Source organism: Actinoplanes derwentensis, from assembly GCF_900104725.1.
GTDB lineage: Bacteria > Actinomycetota > Actinomycetes > Mycobacteriales > Micromonosporaceae > Actinoplanes > Actinoplanes derwentensis.
The window spans coordinates 6311278-6334096 of the sequence record NZ_LT629758.1 but is presented as its reverse complement, the minus strand read 5'-3'; the positions used below and the strand labels follow the sequence as shown (position 1 = coordinate 6334096).

Here is a 22819-nt window from a genome sequence, read left to right as displayed (position 1 = left end):
CGCGGGCCGGGACATTTCTTGCGGGCACGGCGTACGTTTGGGCCGGAAAAGGGCCCGGAAACGCTTGAGAACGGGGTGGTGCAGATGACGACCGAGGACGACAACCGGCCGGCACGCCGTCGGGTGACTCTGACCGGCATCAGCTCGCGGGCCTGGGAGCATCCCGCTGACCGGGGCGCGCTGTCCGCGCTGCGGGAGCTGCGCGGGTTCGACGACGTGGTGAAGACGTTCTTCGGCATGTGGAACGAGCGCGGGTTCCGCCTTCAGTTCCTGGCCGGGGCGATCCGTGTCGACCACCGGCAGTACCCGCGGGTCTACCAGCGCTTCACCGAGGCGGCCAGCACGCTCGACGTGGCTGAGCTGCCGGAGCTGTTCGTGTCGCAGAACCCGGTCATCAACGGCCAGGCGATCGGTCTGGAGCGGCCGTTCATCGTGATCACCACCGGCGCGGTGGACAAGCTCGACGACGACGAGCTGCGGGCGCTGCTGGGCCACGAGATCGGCCACGTGCGCAGTGGTCACGCCGTCTACAAGACGATCATGCAGATCCTGACCGGCTGGCTGGCCACCATCAGCTGGTTGCCGGTCGGTGTGATGGCGCTGCGGGCGATCATCGCGGCGATGTACGAGTGGTGGCGCAAAGCGGAGCTGTCCGCGGACCGGGCCGGGCTGCTCGCCGGTCAGGACCCAGCCGCCTCGTTGCGCCTTCTGATGAAACTCGCGGGTGGTGGCGATCTATCGCAGATCGACACGGCGGCGTTCCTGGAGCAGGCCGCGGAGTACGAGGGCGGCGGTGACCTGCGCGACAGCCTTCACAAGATCGGCCTGACCGCCTGGAGCAGCCACCCGGTGCCGGTGGCGCGAGCCGCTGAGCTGCGCAAATGGATCGATTCCGGGGAGTACGCGCAGATCGTCGCCGGCGACTACCAGCGTCGTGACTCCGACGGCGACGCGTCGGTCACCGAGGACGTGAAGGCGGCCGCCAAGGCGTACCGGGAGGATTTCGCGAATTCGCAGGATCCGCTGGTCGGTCTGGTGCGGCGGCTCGGCGGTGGTGCCGCCGACCTGGCCGGTTCAGCCGCCGGCAAGGCTTACAACTGGGCCACCGACGCGGCCCGGCGTGGCCGCCAGGACAACGGCGGGGACGGTACGCCGCAGGCGTGATGCCCCGGCCGGGCCTGATCGTTGTCACACCGCGGGCCTACGATCGGCGACATGAGCCTGAGTGAATCCGATCTGCGCGCCGCGATCCGGCGCGAGATGCCCGGTGTCCGTGCCGACCTGGAGCGGTTGGTGCGGATCCCGGGTGTCGCCTTCGAAGGTTTCGACCACTCGCACGTCGAGCGGTCCGCGGAGGCGGTCGCCGAGCTGTTGCGCGGTTGCGGGCTCGACACGGAGATCGTCCGGCACGGCGGCCAGCCCGCGGTGATCGGCCGTAAGGCGGCCCCGGCCGGAGCGCCCACCGTGCTGCTCTACGCGCATCATGACGTGCAGCCCGCCGGTGACCCGGGGTTGTGGACGAGTGACCCGTTCGAGCCGGTCGAGCGGGACGGGCGGCTCTACGGCCGCGGTGCCGCCGACGACAAGGCGGGTGTGATGGCGCACGTGGCAGCACTGCGGGCCTTCGGCGACCAGTTGCCGGTCGGCGTGGTCGTCTTCGTCGAGGGCGAGGAGGAGTACGGCTCCGACTCCCTCGACACGATCATCCACGAGCACCTGGAGGAGTTGCGCTCCGACGTGATCGTGATCGCCGATTCCGGCAACTGGGACATCGGTCAGCCCGCGCTGACCACCTCGCTGCGCGGCCTGGTCAACCTGTTCGCCGAGGTCCGGGTGCTGAAGAGCGCGGTGCACAGCGGCATGTTCGGCGGTCCGGTGCCGGACGCGCTGATCGCCCTGTCCCGGCTGATCGCGACCCTGCACGACGACTCCGGTGAGGTGGCGGTGTCCGGCCTCGTCGGCCGTGAGGGCGCGAGCGTCGACTATCCGGCCGACCGGTTCCGGCACGAGGCCGGCATCCTCGACGGCGTCGACCTGATCGGCAAGGGCACGATCACCGACCGGATCTGGACCAAGCCGTCGATCTCGGTGCTCGGCATCGACGCCCCGGGGACCCTGGTGGCCGCCAACGCGCTCCAGCCGTCCGCCAAAGCCAAGATCAGTGTGCGGCTGGCGCCGGGGGAGGACCCCAAGTCGGCGTTCCAGGCGGTCCGCGACCACCTGGAGAAGAACGTTCCGTGGGGTGCGCAGTTGGAGGTCACCCTGGAGAGCGACGGTCTGCCGTGCGTGATCGACGCGACCGGCCCGGTGTACGACGCCGCCCGCGCCGCGTTCCGGGACGCGTGGGACGGCACCGAGCCGGTCGACATGGGTGTCGGCGGGTCGATCCCGTTCATCGCGACCTTCCAGGACCTGTTCCCCGACGCCGCGATCCTGGTGACCGGTGTCGAGGACCCGTTCTCGGCGGCTCACGGCCCGGACGAGAGCCTGCATCTCGGCGAGTTCGAGCGGGTCTGTGTCGCTGAAGCCCTGCTGCTCAAGAACGTTGCGGAGACTCTGACGAAGTAGAAACGGGGTGGCTGATGGCCGAGCTGTCGTGTGACGTCCTGGTGGTGGGCGCCGGTCCGACCGGGCTGATGCTCGCCAACTGGCTGACCAGGCTCGGGGTGCGGGTGATCGTCGCCGACGGCAAGGACGGTCCGACCCGGGAGTCCCGGGCGCTCGTCGTGCAGGCGCGCAGCCTGGAGATCTACGACCAGCTCGGCATCGGCGACCAGGTTCTGGAGGCCGCGCACCGGGCCGAGGCGGTCGCGCCCGGGTTCGGTGCGCGGGCCTTCGGCCGGGTTCCGTTGGGCCGGCTCGGTGAGGGGGTCACGGCGTTCCCGTTCCTCGAGATCCTCGAACAGAGCCGCAACGAGGAGATCCTGTACGAGAACCTGCAGAAACTCGGCGGCCGGGTGTTCTGGGAGTCGCCGGTCACCGCCGTCGTGCAGACCGACGACGGTATCGAGGCGAAAGTCGCCAACGACACCGTCCGGGCCCGGTTCTGTGTCGGCTGCGACGGGGCGAACTCGGTGGTCCGCAAGGCCCGCCGGATCGCCTTCGAAGGGGTCACCAACCCGCACCGGTTCTTCGTCCTCGACGCCGTCGGGGCTCGTGGCCTGGTTCCCGACGCGGTCAACGTGCGCCCGGAGCGGGCCGACTTCCTGCTCGCGTTCCCGATGCGCGGTGGGGTCTGGCGCCTGATCGGCCTGGTCCGCGACACCGACGGCAACGGACAGCTGGAGGAGGACGACGCCCGCGCGCGGATGCGCCGCACCTACGGCGTCACCTACGACCGAGCCCGCTGGTTCGCCACCTACCGGGTGCACCACCGGGTGGCGGCGGCCTTCCGGGACGGGCCGTTCTTCCTGGCCGGCGATGCCGCCCATGTGCACTCACCGGTCGGCGGCCAAGGCATGAACACCGGGCTGCAGGACGCCCACAACCTGGCGTTCAAACTCGCCGACGTGCTGCACGGCACCCGCAAGGACCGATGGCTGGACCGGTACGAGGCGGAGCGCCGCCCGGTCGCCCGTAAACTCGTCGCCACCACCGACCGGCTCTTCAACCTGGTGACCTCGACCCGCCCGCCGATCCGCCTGCTGCGCCAGGCTGTCGTGCCGTTGCTCGCCCCGATCGCGGTCCGGCTGCTGCCGCGCGTCGCCGGTGGTTCCCGCCTGTTCCAGTACGTCTCCCAGATCCGCATCCACTACCCCCTGGAAGCCGGTGCGCCGACCGGCCGGCGGGACCCGGTGGTCGGCCGCCGCCTGCCGTGGGCCGGTGCCAACCACGTCGCCCTGCGCGCCGCCTGCTGGCAGATCCACGCTTACGGCGGCGTCTCCGCGGAGGACGCGCCCGACCTCGGGGTGCCGTTGCACGTGTTCCCGCCGGCGCCCGGAACGGCTCTCCGGCCCGGTCTGCTCTACCTGGTGAGACCGGACGGATTCGTTGCCGCGCGTGCCGAGCCGGACGAGGCCGACACGGTGTTCCGGCATGCCATGGCCAGGTGAAATCCGTTGTCCACAGAGTGGATCGCAGGGGTGTCAGGCACGATCATTCCATGTAGGATTCGAACATGCGTTCGATAAATGCACCGACTCTCTCGTCCGCACTGGCGAGTCGCGCGGCCCGGGTGACCTCCGGCCCGCGTGACTCACTCGGCCGCCTCCGCACCCGTGACCGGATCGAGGCGATCGCCCGGCTCCGGGCCGCGGCGCGCGCTCTGGGCGACGTCGACGTCTCCGGGTGGGACGACGCCACCATCACCGATCACCTCGACGACCTCTCCAAGGTGCTCTGTTCCCTCGACGCCGAGCTGGCCCGTGTCGCCGACGCGGTCCGGGCCCGTGGTTTCCGCATCGCAGAGCCGAAGGCCGCCTGATCCCATCGGCTTGACCCCGGCGGCCTGGCTCCGTCTACCTGAACCCTGGCGGCCTGCCCCTGGCGGCTTGGCTCCGTCGGCTGGAGCCCCACGAAATGCCTGAGCGGCTGACAGGATGGAGATCGTGCGGTTCCTCGACATTGCTGCCACCTCGGCTGCCGTCACCGCGACCTCGGGCCGGAAGGCCAAGATCGGGCTGTTGGCGGACGCGCTTCGGCGCCTCGACCCCGGTGAGATCGTCGCCGGGGCCGCCTACCTGGCCGGGGAGCTACGACAGCGGCAGACCGGCGTCGGCTACGCCTCGCTGCGTGACCTGCCACCACCCGCCGCCGAGGCCACCCTGACCGTCGCCGCCGTCGACGAGGCCATCGCCGCACTCTCCACAGTCGCCGGCGCCGGATCCCAGAACCGCCGCAGACAACTTCTCGGTTCGCTCTTCAGTGCCGCCACCGAGCCCGAGCAGAAACTGCTCACCGGCTTGTTCGGCGGAGAGCTGCGCCAGGGCGCCCAGGCCGGGCTGCTGGCCGAAGCGGTCGCGGCCGCCGCCGAGGTGCCGTCTACCCTGGTCCGCCGGGCACTGCTGCTCTCCGGCGACCTCAAGTTCGTCGCCGTCGCCGCGCTCACCGGTGGTGCGGCCGCGCTGGCCGAGATCCAGCTGCGGGTCGGTACCCCGCTGAGCCCGATGTTGGCCGGCAGCGCCCCCGACGTCGCCGCGGCTCTGCTCGCCACCGGTGCTCCGGCGATCGTCGACACGAAACTCGACGGCATCCGCATCCAGGTGCACCGTTCCGGCGATGACGTGGCCGTCTTCAGCCGCAGCCTCGACGACATCACCGCCCGCCTGCCCGAGGTGGTCGCGGCGGTCCGTGAGCTGCCACTGCGTGCGGCGATCCTCGACGGCGAGGCGATGCTGACCGACGATTCCGGTAGGCCCCGCCCATTCCAGGAGACATCCAGCCGTGCCGCGACCGGTCGTGCCGCGACCGGTCGTGCCGCGACCAGTCGTGCCACGGTCGGGGGCGCCGCGTCCAACCGTGCCGCGACCGGGGGAGCCGTGGTCGGGGGAGCCGCGGTCAGCGGACTCCGGCCCTACTTCTTCGATCTCCTGCACCTCGACGGCACCGACCTGCTCGACGAACCGGGCCGGACCCGCTGGGCCGCCCTCGGCGACGTCGTCCCGGCCGCGCTGACCGTCGGCCGCAGCGAGGTCGAGACCGAGGAGCAGGCGGCTGCCGTGTTCGCCGCCGCTCTCGCCGCGGGACAGGAAGGTGTGGTGATCAAGGCACCTGGCGCGCCCTACGACGTCGGCCGCCGTGGCGCGGCCTGGGTCAAGGTGAAACCCCGGCACACCCTCGACCTGGTGGTGCTCGCGGTTGAGCGGGGCAGTGGCCGTCGCCGTGGCTGGCTGTCCAACCTGCACCTCGGTGCCCGAGACCCGCGGACCGGCGGGTTCGTCATGCTCGGCAAGACGTTCAAGGGCCTCACCGACGAGCTGTTGCGCTGGCAGACCGAGCGTTTCCAGCAGTTGGCGGTCTCCGACGACGGCTGGGTGGTCCGGGTCCATCCCGAACAGGTCGTCGAGATCGCCTTCGACGGCGTGCAGACCTCGACGCGGTATCCGGGCGGGGTCGCGCTGCGGTTCGCCCGGGTTCTCCGCTACCGCGACGACAAGCCGGCCGCCGAAGCCGACACCATCGACGCGGTCCGCGCCCTCAACACAGGCGGCCATCCACCCGATCCCGCCTGACCGCGCCGCCGCCACTGCCCCGTTACCGGGCCGCCCGTCTGCCGGGAGGCCCGTCAGCGGGGAGGCCCGGTAACGGGGCTGTTCGGCTACCGGGCCGTTCGGGTGTAGGACTGCTCGGCCATCGGGCTGTTCGGCTACCGGGAGTGCTGGTCTACGAGGCTGTCCGGCTGCCGGGGTGGCTCGGCTGCCAGGGCGGCTCGGCTACCGGGTTGCTCGGGCGTAGGGCTGATCGGCGATTCGGCTGTTCGGGCGCGGGGTCGTTCGGCTACAGGGCGGCGAGGCTGCGGACGTAGTTGACCTGCTGGTTGATCGAGGAGACGTCGTTCTCGCTGTGGAGGGTGATGCGGGCGACGTATTGGTGCGGGCCGCTCGTCACCGTGACGTGCATGGTCCCCTGTGGGACCGTTTCCTTGATCAATAGCAGCAGCAGGCTGAGGAAAGCCGTCGGGCAGATGCCGACGAACGCCACGATCTTGGCCCACGTGGGAGTGCGCCGCTGGGAGATCCAGTGATCGGCGACCTGCCAGCGTGAGCCGGCCAGCGGCAGATCACCCACCGGGGTACGCACCAGGGTCGACGTGACCTGTATCTCGGCGATCTCGACGATCACCGGGCCGATCGCCGACGGGAAGCCCGGGGTCGCGGGCTCCGGCGGGGGCGTGGGCGGACCCCACGGATCACCCTGCGGGAAGGTCATGCCCGAGACATTAACCGGCGTCGTCCTGCGCCGCGAGGCGACGCTCGGTGTCATCCGAACGTTCCGCGATCACTGTCGCCGACCGCGCGTCGGCAGCCCGCCGATCGGCCTCGGCCACCCGATCACGGGCGTCCGCGTCCGAGACACGGTCGCCGGAAGCCATCCGAGCGTGGTCGCTGGAGGCCACCCGAACGTGGTCGGCGGAAGAGGCCGGGCCGCGGTCACCGGAAGCAGCCTGGGCGCGGGCGGCGTCGCGGGCGTCGGCTGCGGCGACTCGATCCAGGGGGCGGTCCGGCTTCTGTTTGCGGGTGGTGCCGGCCATCGGTCCGTCCGTGTTCTCCAGGGCCTCGCGGCGGGCCTGCCACCCGTACAGCACGAGGACCATGCCGGCGAAGATCCACCACTGAACGGCGTAGCCACCGTTCTGCCAGGAGTCCTCGTGCGCAATCGGGACCTCGACGAAGGCCGGGTCCGCCGCGGGGATCTGCTCGGTCAGGAGAAGGTACGACCCGTACACCGGGTAGGGCAGTTCAGTGGCGAGGCGTGGCAGGTTGACCCGGCGGGTGTCGAGACGACCGTCACGCCGTTCCACCGGAGCGGGTCTACTTTCCGACAGGTGAATCTTGCCGACGACCGAGACCCTGCCGGTCGGGGCGGCTGGCACCTCGGGCGACAGCAGAGCGCCGCCATCCGGCGCGGGCACCCAGCCTCGATCGACCAGCACCGCTGTCCCGTCGTCGAGGATCAGTGGCGTGAGGATCTCGAAACCGACCTCGCTACCGACCGTACGCCCGCGGGCCTGAATCTCGTTGGAGGGGTCGTAACGGCCGCTGATCGTGACCTTTGTCCAGGCCACGGACTTGCCGGCGTTGGGGCCGGAGGTGCCGGTCACGGTCGGCGCGGCCATCACCGAACTCAGCGGCACGGCATCTCCGGATGCCGCGGTGTCGATCCGGTCGTTGATACCGGTGCGTTCCTGGTATCGGTGCAGCTGCCAGTTGCCGAGCAGGACCATGACCACGGAGGCGATCACGGTGAGGGCGGCCGCACCCAGCCAGCGAGGGGTCAGCAGGAACCGGTACACCCCCTGAGGCTACCCGGCCAGCCGGTGCCGCCTGTCGCAGCCAGGTAGTCTGCGACATCCGGCAGTCGATGAAACTCGTGGCGGCCGCCTGCGGAAACCTCGGGGGAGACATTGATCACCGCCCAGCCTCGTCTGGTCGTGAGCGCGCCGTCGTCGGGCCACGGTAAGACAGCGATCGCTGTGGGACTGCTCGCCGCGCTCAGCGGCCGTGGCATCCCCACGGCGGGTTTCAAGGTCGGCCCGGATCACACTGACGCGGCGTACCTCGGCCTCGCCGCCGGCCGTCCCGGCCGCAACCTGGATCCACGGCTGGTCGGCGCCCAGCGGGTCGCACCGCTCTTCGCGCACGGCGCCACCGGTGCCCAGGTCTCCGTGATCGAAGGCGCGATGGGACTGTTCGACAGCCTCACCGGCCAGCCCGAGATCGACGGCACCGCGTCGGTCGCGGCCGCCCTGCGTGCCCCCGTCGTCCTCGTCGTCGACGTCGCCGCGATGGGCCATTCACTCGCCGCGCTGGTGCACGGCTTCCGGATGTTCGACGAGATGGTGCACCTCGGCGGGGTGATCCTGAACCGGGTCGCCTCCGACCGGCACGAACAGATGCTGCGCAGCGCCATGGACGACATCGGCATGCCGGTGCTCGGGGCCCTGCATCGCGGCGATCTGCCCAACGTCCTGCCCGCGCGTACCCACGGCCTGGTCCCGGTCGCGCACCGGACCGTCGAGGCCGGTCGCGCGGTGCGCCGCCTGGGCGAGGCGGTCTCCGGTTCGCTCGATATGGACCGGCTGATGGCGCTGGCCAACTCGGCGCCGCCGGTCCCCGGCCCGCTCTGGACCCCGGCCGAGGCGGCCGGCGAGGGCCAGTTCGACCAGCGCCCGGTGATCGCTCTGGCCGGTGGTCAGGGTGCTCCGTACACCTACGTGGAGACGGCTGAACTACTCACCGCCGCGGGCGCGGACGTCGCGGTCGTGGACCCGCTGCGCGACGAGGCACTGCCGCCGGGCACGCGCGGGTTGATCGTGGGTGCGGGACTTCCCGAGGGGTACGCCGAGGAACTCTCCGCCAACCGTCGCCTCTGTGCCGCGGTCGCGCAGTTCGCCCGGGACGGCTGGCCGATCATCGCTGAAGGCGTCGCCCTGCCGTGGCTCGGTCACGAACTGGACGGCCGTCCGATGTGCGGTGTGCTCGACGCCACTGCTTCGACCAGCGAGCACACCGTCGCCGGTTACCGCGAGGCCACCGCACCCAGCACGTCCGTCCTGGCTCCCGCCGGGGCCCGGATCACCGGTTACAAGCAGCACCGGGCCGTCGTCACTCCGCGGGCCGGCGCTACTCCGGCCTGGACCTGGTCCGGCGGCAACCCGGAAGGTTTCGTCTGGCGTCAGGTCCACGCCTCCCAGTTGGGCCTGCACTGGGCGGCCGCCCCCGAGATCGCCCGCCGCGTGGTCGCCGCCGCGCACGCCGGCCCGCAGAGCGCCCAGGCCCCGCAGAGCCCGATGCCGTCCGCTCCGCCGTCGAACAACGGCGTGCCCGCCTCCCCGAACGGCCATCCCGGCAAGCCGTCGACGTCCGGCCCCGGCTCCACCACGCCGTCGCCCGGTCCGGGTTCCCACCAGCCGGCCGGCCACGGTTCCGGTTCCGGGATGCCGCCCGGCCAGGGTTCCGGATCCGGGATGCCGTCCGGTAATGGTCCTGGTTCCGGGATGCCGCCCGGCTACGATTCGCCGGCCGTGCCGAGCCCGCCCATGCCCAGCCAGCCGTCGCCCAGTCAGCCCATGCCGTCGCAGGGTGTTCCGGTCGGCCAAGGCCCCGGAGGGACGCCGGCGCAGCCGATGCAGACCTCAGGTTTCCCGGTTCACCAGAGCCCGGTCCGCAACGGCTCAGGCCCGTCCGGCCCGGTGATCACCGGCGAGATCGTCTCCGGCGAGGTCGTCTCCGGCCCCCGCGGTTCCGGCCCCGGTTTCTCGGGCCCGCCCGCCACCGATCCCGGCTATTCCCGCCAGGGCGGTCCCGGTTCCGGCTTCCCCGGTCACTCCAGGCCGGTTTCCAGCTTCCCTGGTACGCCGGGACCAGGCTCCAGCTTCCCGTCCTCCAGTTTCCCGGCCTCCGACGGACCGGACGCAGTCTTCCCCGGCCCGGACGGATCAAGTCCGGACTTCCCCGGTTCGAACGGTCCTGCTTCCTACCCCTCCGGCAGGGGCGGACCGCGCCCTGAACTCCTCGTTCCGAACGACTCGAGTCCCGCCTTCCCCGGTTCCGGCTATCCCGGTCCCACCGGATCAGGTCCGGGCTTCTCCGGTCCTGCCAGGTCAGGCCCCGACTCGGCCAGGTCCGGCGCTGACTTCCCGGACTCCGGCCGGCCCGGATTCGACTTTCCTGACATGGGCAGATCCGGCTCGGACTTCTTCGATCTCGGTGGGCCCGGCCGGGCTGCCACTGAACCTGCCGGATCAGGGCAGGGCTACTCCGAGCCTGGAGTCTCCAGCCCGGGTTACCTCGAAGACGGCGGGCGCGGTTCGGGCTACCCCGGCCCCGGTGGTCCGGGTTCCACTCCTTTCGACCCGGCGCTGGGCCGTCCAGGCGGTCGTCCTGTCCCCGGTGGCCCCGGCCGGCCCGGCCCCGGCTCGGGAATCCCCGGTCCGGGGAACCCCGGCTCGGAGAATGCCCTGCACGGCATGCCGACCCAGCCGATCCCGTTCCATGGAGGCACTCCCGCCAGCCCCGGCTCCGGCATGCCCTCCGTGCGGCCGCCCGCCGACAACCAGGCCCAGTCCGGATACCCCGGCACGCCCGCAGGTCCTGGCCCCGGTGAATTCGCTGTTCCCGGTTCGCCGTCGGGCCCCGGAAACTATTCCGGTCCCGGCGCACCTTCCGGCTCCGGGAACTTCGCTGGTCCCGGCGGCTACTCCGGTCCTGGCGCGTCGTCGGGGTCCGGCCATTACTCCGGTCCCGGATCACCGTCGGGATCCGGCAACTTCCCTGGTTCCGGTTCGCCCTCGGGTCCCGGGAACTTCGCTGGTCCCGGCGCGGCTTCCGGCTCTGGCGCACCTTCCGGCCCCGGCGGCTATTCCCCCGGCCCCGGTAATTTCGCCGGTCCCGGCTTGCCTCCCGGCGTCACTCTTCGGACGGGGCCCAGCGCGCCGGACAACCAGCGGCAGGGCATGCCTCCCGTCCCGGGCAGCCAAGGATCGGGTAGCCCAGGATCGGGCAGCTCCGGGGCGGGTAACCCCGGTACGGGAGCCGGTGCCCAGCCCTCCCCGGGCGGCCGCCCGTCGGACCTGCCGACCCGCTGAGGCATCACCGCTGTTCTCGTGGGCTGCCGGGCTGACCCGAATCGCCGGACTGACCCGATGGGCGTGCCACGGCTGACCTGAAGGGCTGGCCGTGGCGCTTCTGTGCGTCGATTTACCGAAGTCGCCCGAAGAGCCCGGGGGATCCGAGCCTGCCGGTCCGTTCGGTCCGGGGCTTGATCCGTGCGCTTCCCGTGCGGGTCGCTGCCGGATGGTTGAGGTGACCTCGCGTATGGAAGCGGCCGCGGATCAGGTGTGGCCGTCGGAAGAGGCCCTGCGTGCAAAAGGGGAAATCGGTGTCCGGGAAGTGTCGTACCGCTCTCTTATCGTGAGGCGTACGACAACCGAAGGAGGATGACCGTGGCCGATCGTGTGCCGCTCGATTTCGACCCGCCGGTTCGTCAGATCAGAGCGCTGCTGCTGGGCGTCGACAACCGTGATCTCGCCGGGCCGACTCCCTGCCCGGACTGGCCCGTCGCGGCCCTGCTCGATCATCTGATGGGTCTCGTCCTCGCCTTCACCTTGGCGGCCCGTAAGCGGGCCGGCGCCGACGGCCGACCGCGTCCTTCGGCAGCGGGGCTGTCTCCGCATTGGCGCAGCCGTCTTCCGGTGCTGCTGGCCGATCTCGCCATCGCCTGGAAGGACCAGGCCGCCTGGACCGGCACCGCCCTGGCCGGTGGCGTGACCATGCCGGCCACCACGATGGGCGTGGTCGCGATGAACGAGCTGGTCGTGCACGGCTGGGATCTGGCCCGGGCCACCGGGCAGGATTTCGCCGCCGACCCGCGAGTCCTCGAGGCGCTGGTGGACTTCCTGGAGCAGGGCCCGGCCGAGGGCACCCCCGGCTTGTTCGGCCCCCGGGTCCCGGTCGACCCCCAGGAGGAGCTGCTGCTCCAGACGGTGGCTCTGGCCGGCCGGGATCCGTTCTGGCGCCGCCCACGCCACCACCCGTCGGCGGCTTAGACCAGAGGCGAGCGCCTACCAGACGTATTTATCAGTGGGGGGTTTGAAGTTTTCGCGGGGTTCGCCTTTCAACGCGTCTCGTAGCGTCTGCGCGACCGTGTATTTCGACATCGTCGCGCGCCCGGAGCCGACGACGTGTTCGGGGTTGTCGGGGTCGGCGACGAATGCGGAGGCCGCGAGCTGTGGGGTGTACCCGCTGAACCAGGCGGTCTTGTTGCCGTCGGTGGTTCCGCTCTTGCCGGCCACCGGGCGGCCCAGGATGCCGTAGACCATTTCGGAGGTGCCCCAGCCGCCGCAGCCGCCGCGAGCGGAGCCGTATCCGGTGACGCATCGGGCCGCGTCGGTGGCTGCCCGGGCCACGTTGACTTTGACTTCCTGATGGCAGCGGGGGGCGGCGATGAGGTGTTTCTGATAGAGCGCGTGGCTGCCGTCGGGATTGCGGATGCTGACGACGGGCAGGGGTTCGCAGTATTTGCCTTCGGCGGCGAGAGTGGCGAAGACGTTCGCCGTTTCGACGGGGGTGGCGTCGCTGACGCCGAGGGTGAAGGCGCCCCATTCGGAGGCGTGTTCCTTGGTGGCGAGTTTCCGGTCGATGGGGGTGCGCCAGCGGAGTCCGAGCCGTTCGGCCATCCGGACGACCTTTTCCGCGCCGACACGTTGTTCGAGCTGGACGAAGTAGGTGTTGACCGATTTCCCGAAACCGCTCCACATGTTCTGGTTGCCGGTCATCGATTCGCTGGAGTTCTTCGGGCACCACTGGATGCCGCAGGTGGCGGGGCCGGGGGAGGTGATGTAGCGGGAGACGTACCGCTGTGGTGAGTAGAAGCTGGTCGACAGGGGCATGCCCGCTTCGAGGGCGGCCAGCATGGTGAAGATCTTGAAGGTGGATCCAGCCTGGTACCCGGCCATGTCGCCGCCACCGAGCAGCGGGTTGACGGTGTTCGGATAGTTGCCTTTGACGTCGCGGCTCTGCCGCCAGTCGCTGTGCCGGCCGTTCTTCTCCTGGTCGAGGGAGTAACGCCGGTTGACGGCCATGCTGAGGACCCGCCCGGTGCCGGGTTGCACGACTACCTGCCCGTGGGCGAACGGGCTGCCCCGGCGTTGTTTGCCGAGGATGTTCTTCATCGCGTACCGCTGGATCGCCGGGTCGATGGAGGTGACGATGCGGTACCCGCCGCGCCGCAGGTTCTCCTCACGTTCGAGAGGGTTTCGGCCGAAGGCGGGTTGTTCGCGCCACCAGCTTTTGAAGTAGTCGCAGAAGAATCCCCAGTCGTTGTGTTTCGACGACACGGAGACGCAGTCGTTCGGCGGGTTGCTCAGTTTGAGCTTGATTTTCGTGCGGCGGGCGGTGAGGGCCTGTGCGGCGGTGATGGTGTTCATTTTGAGCATCTGTTCGATGACGTAGTTGCGGCGTTCGGTGGCGGCCTTACGGTCCTTGGTGACTGCCGGGTCGTACGCGGACGGCGCTTTGACCAGCCCGGCGAGCAGGGCCGCTTCGGTGAGGGTGAGGTCGCGCGGGGATTTGGAGAAGAACACCTGTGCGGCGGCGTAGACCCCGTAGGCGCGGTGCCCGTAATAGGCGGCGTTGAGGTACCGCTCCAGGATCTCCTCTTTGCTGAGCCGCTGTTCGACTTCGATGGCGAGGCGCATCTCCCGCAGTTTGCGGGCGGCCGTCTGTTCGGTGGCTTCGAGGGCTTCCAGTGGGGTGCGCGCGCTGTTCTGCAGGGCCATCCGCACGTACTGCATGGTCAGGGTGGAAGCGCCTTGGGAGACGCCGCCGGCTTTCTGGTTGGCGACGAAAGCGCGGGCCACGCCTTTGGCGTCGACGCCGTGGTGTTCGTAGAAACGGCTGTCCTCGGACGCCACGATCGCCTTGAGCATGTACGGCGACATGGCTTTCAGGTCGACGTGTTTGCGATGCTCCTCGTAGAACATCGTGAGCAGCGTCTTGCCGTCGTTGGCGTAGACGTAGGTGGACTGCGCCGGCGGGGTCTCGATGAGTTCCCTGGGCATGTTCTCCAGGGCTTCGGCGCCGGCTTTGACGCCCATCCCGCCGAGGGCCGCGAACGGGTAGGTGAGCCCGGTGATGACCAGGCCCGCGATCAGCCCGGCCCGGATCAGCAGGGCCATCCGTCCGGCTACGGTCAGGCGTCGGGTCGTCACCCCTTGAAGGTATGACAAAAGGCCTCATGTTCGGACGGAACAGCCGAGATGTGGCGTGCACTACGGTCCGGCATGCTGGGGCCATGAGTTTCGACCTCGACCATCACGGTGACGCCGAAGTGGGGGCGGGCCTGATCGATCTCGCGGTCAACGTGCGTCACCAGCCGATGCCGGGATGGCTGTCGGGGCCGATCATGGAGTCGATGGCCGGGCTGGCGGCCTACCCGGATGCCGATAAAGCAACGACTGCCGTAGCAAATCGGCACAGAAGGCCCAAAGAGGAAGTGCTCCTGACCGCCGGCGCGGCGCAGGCCTTCGTGCTGCTCGCTCAGGCGTTACGCACCTCGAAGAAGCCGGTAGTGGTGCACCCTCAGTTCACCGAGCCCGAAGCCGCCCTGCGCAACGCGGGTCACCATGTCGGGCGTGTGATTCTCCGTGAAGAGGACGGCTTCCAGCTCGACCCGGTCATGGTCCCGGACGATGCCGACCTGGTCTTCGTGGGCAATCCGACCAACCCGACCTCGGTCCTGCACCCGGCGGACGACCTGGCGAAACTGGCCCGTCCGGGCCGGGTGCTGGTGGTCGACGAGGCGTTCGCCGACACCACCTGGCGTGCCGGAACCGACGGGGAACCGGAGTCGCTGGCCGAGCGCCGCGACCTGCCCGGCCTGGTGGTGCTGCGCAGCCTCACCAAGACCTGGGGGCTTGCCGGGCTGCGGATCGGTTACGCGCTCGGCCCCGCCGATCTGCTGCGGCGCCTGGCCGCCGCGCAACCGCTCTGGGCGGTCTCCACACCGGCGCTGGCTGCGGCGATCGCATGCGCGTCACCGGTGGCGGTCGCCGCGGAACGCGAGATCGCGGCGCGCCTCACCGAACAGCGCGACCACCTGGTGGAACGGTTGCGGCGAGTGCCGAGCGTCACGGTTGTCGGTGCCCCGGCGTCGGCTTTTGTCGCGGTACGCCTGGCCGAAGCCGACCAGATCCGCGCTGAGCTGCGCCGACGTGGTTATGCGGTGCGCCGTGGCGACACCTTTCCGGGGCTGGGCCCGGACTGGCTCCGGATCGCGGTGCGCGACACTTCCACCACAGACCGATTCGTACAGACGCTGAGTGAAGTGATCGAGGAGCGACCGTGACGCTGGAGACCACCCTGGCCGCCATCCGGCCGCCCGACGGCGAGGCGATGACCGCCGCCCGTGAGCTGCAGGGCCGCCTGACCAAACCGGCCGGTTCGCTGGGCGCGCTGGAGGAGTTGTCGGTGCGCCTGGCCGGGCTGGCCGGGGTGTGCCCGCCGCCGCTGCCGGTGCCGGCCACGGTCGCGGTGTTCGCCGGTGACCACGGTGTGCACGCCCAGGGGGTGAGCCCGTGGCCGCAGGAGGTCACCGCGCAGATGGTGGCGAACTTCGTGGCCGGCGGTGCGGTGGTCAACACGTTCGCCCGGCAGGCCGGCGCCGACGTGATGGTGGTCGACGTCGGTGTGCGGATTCCGCTGCACGGCGGCCCGAACCTGCTGGACGCGAACGTGCGCCGCGGCACCCGGGACATGACGGCCGGCCCGGCGCTGACCCGCGAGGAGGCCCTGGCCGCGGTCGAGGTCGGCATCCGGGTCGCGGCGGCGCTCGTCGAGCAGGGAGCGAAGGCACTGCTCACCGGCGATATGGGGATCGCCAACACGACGCCGGCGGCGGCCCTGATCGCCGCGTTCACCGGCGTCTCGGCGGGCGTCGCGACCGGCCGGGGCACCGGCATCGACGACGAGACCCTCGCCCACAAGATCGCGGTGGTGACCACCGCCCTGGAACGGCACACGCCCGACCCGGCCGACCCGCTGGGTGTGCTCGCCACGGTCGGCGGCCTGGAGCACGCCGCGCTGACCGGGTTCATCCTCGGTGCCGCCGCGGCCCGGGTGCCGGTGATCATCGATGGTGTGATCGCGGCGTCGGCCGCGGTGGCCGCCGCCGCGTTCGCTCCGGACTCGGTGGCCGCGATGGTCGCCGGGCACCGGTCGGCCGAGCCCGGCGCCGGTGTCGCCCTCGCCCACCTGGGTCTGGAACCGCTGCTCGACCTGGGCATGCGCCTCGGTGAGGGCAGCGGCGCGGTGCTGGCCCTGCCGATCGTGACGGCCGCGGTGCGCGTGCTGCACGAGGTGGCGACGTTCGACGCGGCGGGAGTGTCGGAGAAATGAGCACGGGGGCGCGGGAGACAAGCGCGGGAGTGTCGGAGCAATGAGCATCTATCCGCTGGGGTTGCGTCTGGAAGGTCGCCGGGTGCTGGTGGTCGGGGGAGGCTCGGTCGCCACCCGCCGGGTGCCGGCGCTGATCGCGGCGGGCGCCCGGGTCGAGATCGTCTCGCCCGAGCTGACCCCCACCCTGCTGGGGCACGTCGACGCCGGCCGGGCCGTCTGGACGCCACGGCGCTTCGCGCCGGCCGACGTCGAGGGTGCCTGGCTGGTCCAGGTCGCGATCGACGACCCGGAGGCCGCGGCCCAGGTCAGCGTCGCGGCAGAGCAACACCGGATCTTCTGTGTACGAGCCGACGACCGTGACGCCGCCACCGCGTGGACCCCGGCCGTCACCAGGCACGGCCAGGTGACGGTGGCGGTGACCGACGGAGGTGACCGCCGCCGGGCGATGGCGGTGCGCGACATGGTGGCCGGTGTGCTGGAGGCCAGCCCGCCGGCCGCGCCCGAGTTGAAGGGTGTCGCCCTGGTCGGGGCTGGTCCCGGCGACCCGGAGCTGATCACGGTCAAGGGCCGCCGCCTGCTGGCCGCCGCCGATGTGGTGGTCGCCGACCGGCTCGTTCCCGGCATGCTGCTCGGCGAGCTGCGCCCGGAGGTCGAGCTGATCGACGCCGCCAAGATCCCGTACGGTCCGCAGGCCGCCCAGGAGGAGATCAACCGGATCCTGGTGGACCGGGCGCTGCAGGGCCGGTTCGTGGTCCGGCTCAAGGGCGGCGACAACTTCGTCTTCGGCCGTGGCGGCGAGGAGGCCCTGGCCTGTGCGAAGGCGGGCGTGCCGGTGGTGGTGGTGCCCGGCGTGACCAGTTCGATCGCGGCGCCCGCCCTGGCCGGTATCCCGGTCACCCATCGTGGGGTGGCGCACGAGTTCACCGTCATCTCCGGCCACATCCCGCCGGACCACCCGGACTCGCTGGTCGACTGGTCGGCGGTGGCCCGGCTGCGCGGCACCGTGGTGCTGATGATGGGCCTGAAGAACCTGCCGGTGATCGCGGAACGGCTGATCGCCGAGGGCCGGTCGCCGCAGACACCGGTCGGGGTGGTGCAGGAGGGGTCGACGGCCCACCAGAAGTCGCTGATCAGCACGCTCGGGGCGGTTGCGGGCGAGACCGCCGCCGCCGGGATCCGTCCACCGGCCGTCGTGGTGATCGGTGACGTGGTGACGGTGGCGGAGGATTTCACCCCCGCGGCCGGGTGAGCCTGTTCCTCGTACCACCGCGATGAAGGGCGCCGGGCCGGGAACGGCCCGGCGCCCTTCACACCGACCTATTCCTCGTCCACGCCCAGCTCGTCCAGGAACGAGTGCGCCCAGCGGGCGACGTCGTGGGTGCGCAGGTGTCGCTGCATGACCCGCATCCGGCGCTTGAGCTCGGCCGGTTCGGCGGCGACCGCCCGTAGCAGGGTGTCCTTCACCCCGTCCGGGTCGTGCGGGTTACACAGGAACGCCTGGCGCAGCTCGGTGGCCGCTCCGGCGAACTCGCTGAGAACCAGCGCGCCACCGGTGTCACCGCGACAGGCGATGTACTCCTTGGCGACCAGGTTCATGCCGTCGCGCAACGGGGTCACCATCATCACGTCGGCTGCCGCGTACATCGCGGCCAGCTCCTGCTTGTCGACCGACTGGTGCAGGTAGTGCACCGCCGGCGTACCGACCCGGCCGAACTCGCCGTTGATCCGGCCGACCTCGCGCTCCACCTTCACCCGCAGGGTCTGGTAGTGCTCGACGCGTTCCCGGCTGGGCGTGGCGACCTGGATCATCACCGCTTCACCGATGTTGAGCTTGCCGTCGGCGAGCAACTCGCGGAACGCCTTGAGGCGCAGCTCGATGCCCTTGGTGTAGTCGAGCCGGTCGACGCCGAGGATCACCGTCTTCGGATCACCCAGTTCGGCCCGGATCTGTTTGGCCCGCGCCTGCACCGCCGGATCGGCGGCGAGCCGCTCCATCTCCTTGGTGTCGATGCTGATCGGGAACGCGCCGGCCTTGACCTCGCGCCCGTCGACCTGGATCGACTGGCCGGTGTAGCGCAGCCCGAGCAGGTGCCGGGCCAGCCGGACGAAGTTCTGCGCGGCCAGCCGCTGCTGGAAACCGACCAGGTCGGCGCCGAGCAGGCCGCGCAGGATCTCGGCCCGGAACGGCATCTGCATGAACAGCTCGATCGGCGGGAACGGGATGTGCAGGAAGAACCCGATCTTCAGGTCCGGCCGCATCTCCCGCAGCAGGGACGGCACCAGCTGGAGCTGGTAGTCCTGCACCCAGACGGTGGCGCCCTCCTCGGCGACCTCCGCCGCGGCTTGGGCGAATCGCTGGTTGACGATCCGGTAGGTCTCACGCCAGCGCCGTTTGTAGACCGGGGTCTCGACAGCGTCGTGGTAGAGGGGCCAGATCGTCGCGTTGGACTGGCCCTCGTAGTAGCGTTCCAGCTCTTCGTCGCTGAGCGGAACCGGGTGGATGTGAATGCCCTCGAGATCGAACGGCTCGGGCGCCTCGCCTGTCCCGCCGGCCCATCCGATCCACGTGCCGCGGTGCTCGACGAGCACTGGATGCAGGGCTGTGACCAGGCCGCCCGGACTGGGCCGCCACTGCTTTTCACCATCCGGCGTAGTTACCTCGTCCACGGGTAGACGGTTGGCGACGACGACGAAGGAACTTCGTTGGGCCACGCTGAGTACACCTCCGAGTGGTTTCTGTTCCCAACGTGAGCCTACTGTGCGTAAGCTCTCGCTTTCTCACCCCCTCCGGTCCGGTGCCGGAATCGACGGTGATGGACCGGGTTGGGGCGGGGTGCCATCCTGTGCCGGTGACCCCGCACGATGATCATTCCCAGCAGCGCCAGCCGTTGTTCATCCCTGTGGTGATCACCACGGTGCTGCTGACGATCATCGGCATGGTCGGCGGTTACCTCCTTGCCGAGAAGCGCGCCGGGAACGCGCCGGAACCACGACCGGAGGCGGAACCGACGATCTCGCTGCTGCCGGCCGGGCAGCTCTGCCTGGAACGTACCCAGAAAATGGGTCGGCAATTCGGAGCCGACGGCGAGTTGCGGCAGGTTCTTCGGGTACGGACGAAGAAACGCACCGTCGTGTGGATCTGCCAGGACGAGTCGGGGGAGCTCTTCTACCACGCCAACAAGGGCGGCGCCGACGCCGAGTGGGTGGAGAACAAGACCGCCCTGTTCCTGGACAAGGTCAGCCACGACGGCGCCGGGACGTTCAGCGCCACCACACCGACCGACCGGACCACCTTCACGGTGAACTCCGAGCGCCTGGTCATCGCGCACACCGACGGCCGTGTCGAGGAGCAGGACGTCGTTCCGGAGTGACTGCCACCGGGGTTGCCGAACGGCTCCGCGACGGTAGTGGAAGGATTGCCTTTTGATCCCGGCACGACAATCCACGATCTCGGAGGTAGGGCACACCGTGGCCCAGTACATCTACGTCCTGGAAAAGGCGCGCAAGGCGCACGGCGACAAGGTCGTACTCGACAATGTGACGCTGAGCTTCCTGCCGGGCGCCAAGATCGGTGTCGTCGGCCCGAACGGCGCCGGTAAGTCCAGCCTGCTCAAGATCATGGCGGGGCTCGACCAGGTCAGCAACGGCGAGGCCCGGCTGATGCCCGGCTACACCGTCGGCATGCTGGCCCAGGAACCGCCGCTGAACGAGGAGAAGACCGTCCTCGGCAACATCGAGGAAGCGGTCGCGGAGACCAAGGCCAAGCTGGAGCGGTTCAACGCGATCGCCGAGCAGATGGCCACCGACTACACCGACGAGCTGATGGAGGAGATGGGCAAGCTCCAGGAGGAGCTCGACCACTCCAACGCGTGGGACGTCGACTCCCAGCTCGAACTGGCGATGGACGCGCTGCGCTGCCCGCCGCCGGACGCCGACGTCACCCAGCTCTCCGGTGGTGAGCGCCGCCGCGTCGCACTCTGCAAGCTGCTGCTCGAGGCGCCCGACCTGCTGTTGCTCGACGAACCCACCAACCACCTGGACGCGGAGAGCGTCTCGTGGCTGGAACAGCACCTCTCCAAGTACGCCGGTACCGTCATGGCGATCACCCACGACCGGTACTTCCTGGACAACGTGGCCGGCTGGATCCTCGAGCTGGACCGCGGCCGGGCGATCGGCTACGAGGGCAACTACTCGACGTACCTCGACAAGAAGGCCGCCCGTCTCGCGGTGCAGGGCCGTAAGGACCAGAAGCTGCAGAAGCGCCTTACTGAGGAGCTCGAGTGGGTGCGGTCCAACGCGAAGGCCCGGCAGACCAAGAGCAAGGCCCGGCTGGAGCGGTACGAGGAGATGGCCACCGAGGCGGAGAAGACCCGGAAACTGGACTTCGAGGAGATCCAGATCCCGCCGGGCCCCCGTCTGGGCAGCACCGTCATCGAGTCGAAAGAGCTGGTCAAGGGCTTTGACGAGCGTACGCTCATCAATGGTCTGTCGTTCTCCCTGCCCCGCAACGGCATCGTCGGCATCATCGGCCCGAACGGCGTCGGCAAGACCACCCTGTTCAAGACCATCGTCGGGCTCGAGCAGCCGGACTCGGGTTCGGTGCGGGTCGGTGACACGGTCAAGCTGTCGTACGTCGACCAGAACCGGTCCGGCCTCGACGGCACCAAGACCGTGTGGGAGGTCGTCTCCGACGGGCTCGACCACATGATGGTCGGCAAGGTCGAGATGCCGTCCCGGGCGTACGTCGCCGCCTTCGGTTTCAAGGGCCCGGACCAGCAGAAACCGGTCAAGGTCCTGTCCGGTGGCGAGCGCAACCGGCTCAACCTCGCGATGACGCTGAAGATCGGCGGCAACGTGATCCTGCTCGACGAACCGACGAACGACCTGGACGTGGAGACGCTCTCCAGCCTGGAGAACGCGCTCCTGGAGTTCCCCGGCTGCGCCGTGGTGATCTCCCACGACCGGATGTTCCTCGACCGGGTCACCACCCACATGCTGGCGTGGGAGGGCACCGAGGAGGAGCCGGACAAGTGGTTCTGGTTCGAGGGCAACTTCGACGCGTACGAGAAGAACAAGATCGATCGTCTCGGCGCCGACGCGGCCCGTCCGCACCGGGTGACGTACCGCAAGCTCACCCGTGACTGAGCGTTTCACCTTCGATGTGCCCGTGCGCTGGTCCGACATGGACGCGTACGGGCACGTCAACAACGCGCGCTTCCTCACCCTGTACGAGGAGGCGCGCGTGGCGATGTTCTTCGTCGGGGCCAGGGCACACGGCCTGGGTTCCTTCGAGGAGGGCATCGTGATCGCCCGGCACGAGATCGATTACCTGCGGCCGGTCGACTTCGGTGACCCGGTCCGCATCGAGATGTGGGTCTCCCAGCTGCGGGCGGCGGCTTTCACCGTCTCCTACGAGCTGTTCGACGGCGGGGTCCTCGCGAGCCGGGCGCAATCGGTCTGCGTGCCCTACAACCTGGCCCAAGGGCATCCCCGCCGGCTGTCCGACGCCGAGCGCGACTTCCTCCGGCCGTACACCGAGGTGTCCTGATGATTTCTGACCGGTCATGAGTGAGCACGGCCTGCTCGGGGTTCCCGACGCGGGCGCGTTCCTGGCACGGCTCACCAGGCTCGATCCGTCCGCACCGGTCCGGCTCCGCTCGTCCGGCGGCCGTACCGCGCTCTGGGCCCATCTGCCCTGGGAGGTGCTCGTCACCCGCGAGGTGGCCGGCCCCGGCCCCGGCGACGCCACGGTGTCCGCGGCGGAGTTGCTGGCGGTGCTGGCCGCGAGCGGGTCGGCCCTGCCGGAGCGGCGGGACACCCGGTGGCGCTGGCCGCTGCCGCCACCCGCGAGCCGGGCCGTCGAGTCCGTCTCCGGCTCCGAGTTGGCGCGGCTCGCCACGGCGGCCGCCGGAACCCTGCGGGAGGTCACTGCGAGTGGTGTCTCCGGGCGTGCGGTCGGCCAGCGGGCGGTCCGCGACGCCCTCCTCGATCACGTCGCGCTGGTCGTCACACCGGACTCCGGGGACCCGGTGCAGATCTCCCAGAGGCTCGTCCAGGCGGTCGCCCGGATGGGTTTTCTCGGTCCGAGAGACGCCGGCCCGGTGGAGGCGAGAGTTCGCGTCGCCGGTGGCTGGGTGGGAATTTCTGCACCATATGGAGTCGCGTGGCGACAAAGCGTCCACAAATTGACCGTTATGCCGATGGGAGGTAACCCGAAAGGGTGACCTTGCATCGTTCATCTGGTCCCGCCCTCCCGTTGGGGGGAT

The 22819-nt window shown here is 70.1% G+C and carries 17 protein-coding genes and 1 pseudogene; 14 read left to right on the top strand and 4 right to left on the bottom strand.

Annotated features, from left to right (window positions below; genetic code table 11):
* The first annotated feature begins 84 nt into the window (after positions 1–84).
* From BLU81_RS27710 to BLU81_RS27690, 5 genes are all read left to right on the top strand, one after another.
* Positions 85–1164: a M48 family metallopeptidase gene (locus BLU81_RS27710; protein WP_092557729.1), complete on the top strand. Its 1080-nt coding sequence runs from the start codon at positions 85–87 to the stop codon at positions 1162–1164.
* A gap of 57 nt (positions 1165–1221) precedes the next feature.
* Positions 1222–2568: a dipeptidase gene (locus tag BLU81_RS27705; RefSeq protein WP_172890844.1), complete on the top strand. Its 1347-nt coding sequence runs from the start codon at positions 1222–1224 to the stop codon at positions 2566–2568.
* Between the two features lie 14 nt (positions 2569–2582).
* Positions 2583–4052 (top strand): FAD-dependent monooxygenase, encoded by a 1470-nt coding sequence (locus tag BLU81_RS27700; RefSeq protein ID WP_092547508.1) that lies wholly within the window; start codon positions 2583–2585, stop codon positions 4050–4052.
* 65 nt (positions 4053–4117) lie between these two features.
* The gene (locus BLU81_RS27695) at positions 4118–4423 is read left to right on the top strand and encodes a hypothetical protein (RefSeq protein ID WP_231954913.1); all 306 of its coding nucleotides are present in this window, start codon (positions 4118–4120) and stop codon (positions 4421–4423) included.
* 115 nt (positions 4424–4538) lie between these two features.
* A complete protein-coding gene (locus BLU81_RS27690) occupies positions 4539–6170 on the top strand; it encodes an ATP-dependent DNA ligase (protein WP_172890632.1) in 1632 nt (543 codons plus the stop codon).
* A 265-nt stretch (positions 6171–6435) separates the two neighbouring features.
* On the opposite strand, the gene BLU81_RS27685 is transcribed toward BLU81_RS27690, so the two are convergent.
* Complete coding sequence (locus BLU81_RS27685; protein WP_092547504.1) at positions 6436–6867, bottom strand: hypothetical protein; 432 nt, start codon at positions 6865–6867, stop codon at positions 6436–6438.
* Between the two features lie 265 nt (positions 6868–7132).
* Positions 7133–7951: pseudogene (locus tag BLU81_RS27680) on the bottom strand (SURF1 family cytochrome oxidase biogenesis protein); the annotation flags it as partial.
* Positions 7952–8089: 138 nt separating this feature from the next.
* On the opposite strand from BLU81_RS27680, the gene BLU81_RS51815 reads away from it, so the two are divergent.
* Positions 8090–11245: a cobyrinate a,c-diamide synthase gene (locus BLU81_RS51815; RefSeq protein ID WP_307833815.1), complete on the top strand. Its 3156-nt coding sequence runs from the start codon at positions 8090–8092 to the stop codon at positions 11243–11245.
* Positions 11246–11596: 351 nt separating this feature from the next.
* A complete protein-coding gene (locus BLU81_RS27670; protein WP_373873338.1) occupies positions 11597–12205 on the top strand; it encodes a TIGR03086 family metal-binding protein in 609 nt (202 codons plus the stop codon).
* Positions 12206–12220: 15 nt separating this feature from the next.
* Here BLU81_RS27670 and BLU81_RS27665 read toward each other — a convergent pair whose 3' ends face one another.
* Positions 12221–14368 carry a transglycosylase domain-containing protein gene (locus BLU81_RS27665; RefSeq protein WP_092547502.1) on the bottom strand — a complete coding sequence of 716 codons (2148 nt, stop codon included), beginning with the start codon at positions 14366–14368 and terminating at the stop codon, positions 12221–12223.
* Between the two features lie 26 nt (positions 14369–14394).
* On the opposite strand from BLU81_RS27665, the gene cobC reads away from it, so the two are divergent.
* The 3 genes from cobC to cobA are packed head-to-tail and all read left to right on the top strand — an operon-like array spanning position 14395 to position 17802.
* Entirely contained in the window at positions 14395–15504 is a 1110-nt protein-coding gene (gene cobC / locus BLU81_RS27660; protein ID WP_092547501.1) for an Rv2231c family pyridoxal phosphate-dependent protein CobC, read from the top strand.
* A 47-nt stretch (positions 15505–15551) separates the two neighbouring features.
* A complete protein-coding gene (gene cobT, locus BLU81_RS27655; RefSeq protein WP_231954828.1) occupies positions 15552–16553 on the top strand; it encodes a nicotinate-nucleotide--dimethylbenzimidazole phosphoribosyltransferase in 1002 nt (333 codons plus the stop codon).
* 40 nt (positions 16554–16593) lie between these two features.
* Positions 16594–17802 (top strand): uroporphyrinogen-III C-methyltransferase, encoded by a 1209-nt coding sequence (cobA, locus tag BLU81_RS27650; RefSeq protein ID WP_092547499.1) that lies wholly within the window; start codon positions 16594–16596, stop codon positions 17800–17802.
* Between the two features lie 68 nt (positions 17803–17870).
* Here cobA and BLU81_RS27645 read toward each other — a convergent pair whose 3' ends face one another.
* Entirely contained in the window at positions 17871–19265 is a 1395-nt protein-coding gene (locus BLU81_RS27645) for an alpha,alpha-trehalose-phosphate synthase (UDP-forming) (RefSeq protein WP_092547498.1), read from the bottom strand.
* A 137-nt stretch (positions 19266–19402) separates the two neighbouring features.
* Here BLU81_RS27645 and BLU81_RS27640 point away from each other — a divergent pair, with 137 nt between their 5' ends.
* The 4 genes from BLU81_RS27640 to BLU81_RS27625 all read left to right on the top strand — a co-directional run bounded on the left by BLU81_RS27640 (position 19403) and on the right by BLU81_RS27625 (position 22777).
* Positions 19403–19924, top strand: coding sequence for a hypothetical protein (locus BLU81_RS27640; RefSeq protein ID WP_231953541.1), 522 nt, complete (start codon positions 19403–19405; stop codon positions 19922–19924).
* A gap of 97 nt (positions 19925–20021) precedes the next feature.
* Positions 20022–21698: an energy-dependent translational throttle protein EttA gene (ettA, locus tag BLU81_RS27635; RefSeq protein WP_092547497.1), complete on the top strand. Its 1677-nt coding sequence runs from the start codon at positions 20022–20024 to the stop codon at positions 21696–21698.
* Positions 21691–22101, top strand: coding sequence for an acyl-CoA thioesterase (locus BLU81_RS27630; protein WP_092547496.1), 411 nt, complete (start codon positions 21691–21693; stop codon positions 22099–22101). The genes ettA and BLU81_RS27630 overlap by 8 nt, the downstream gene beginning before the upstream one ends.
* A 16-nt stretch (positions 22102–22117) precedes the next feature.
* Positions 22118–22777 carry a serine/threonine-protein kinase gene (locus tag BLU81_RS27625; RefSeq protein ID WP_092547495.1) on the top strand — a complete coding sequence of 220 codons (660 nt, stop codon included), beginning with the start codon at positions 22118–22120 and terminating at the stop codon, positions 22775–22777.
* The last annotated feature ends 42 nt before the right edge of the window (positions 22778–22819 follow it).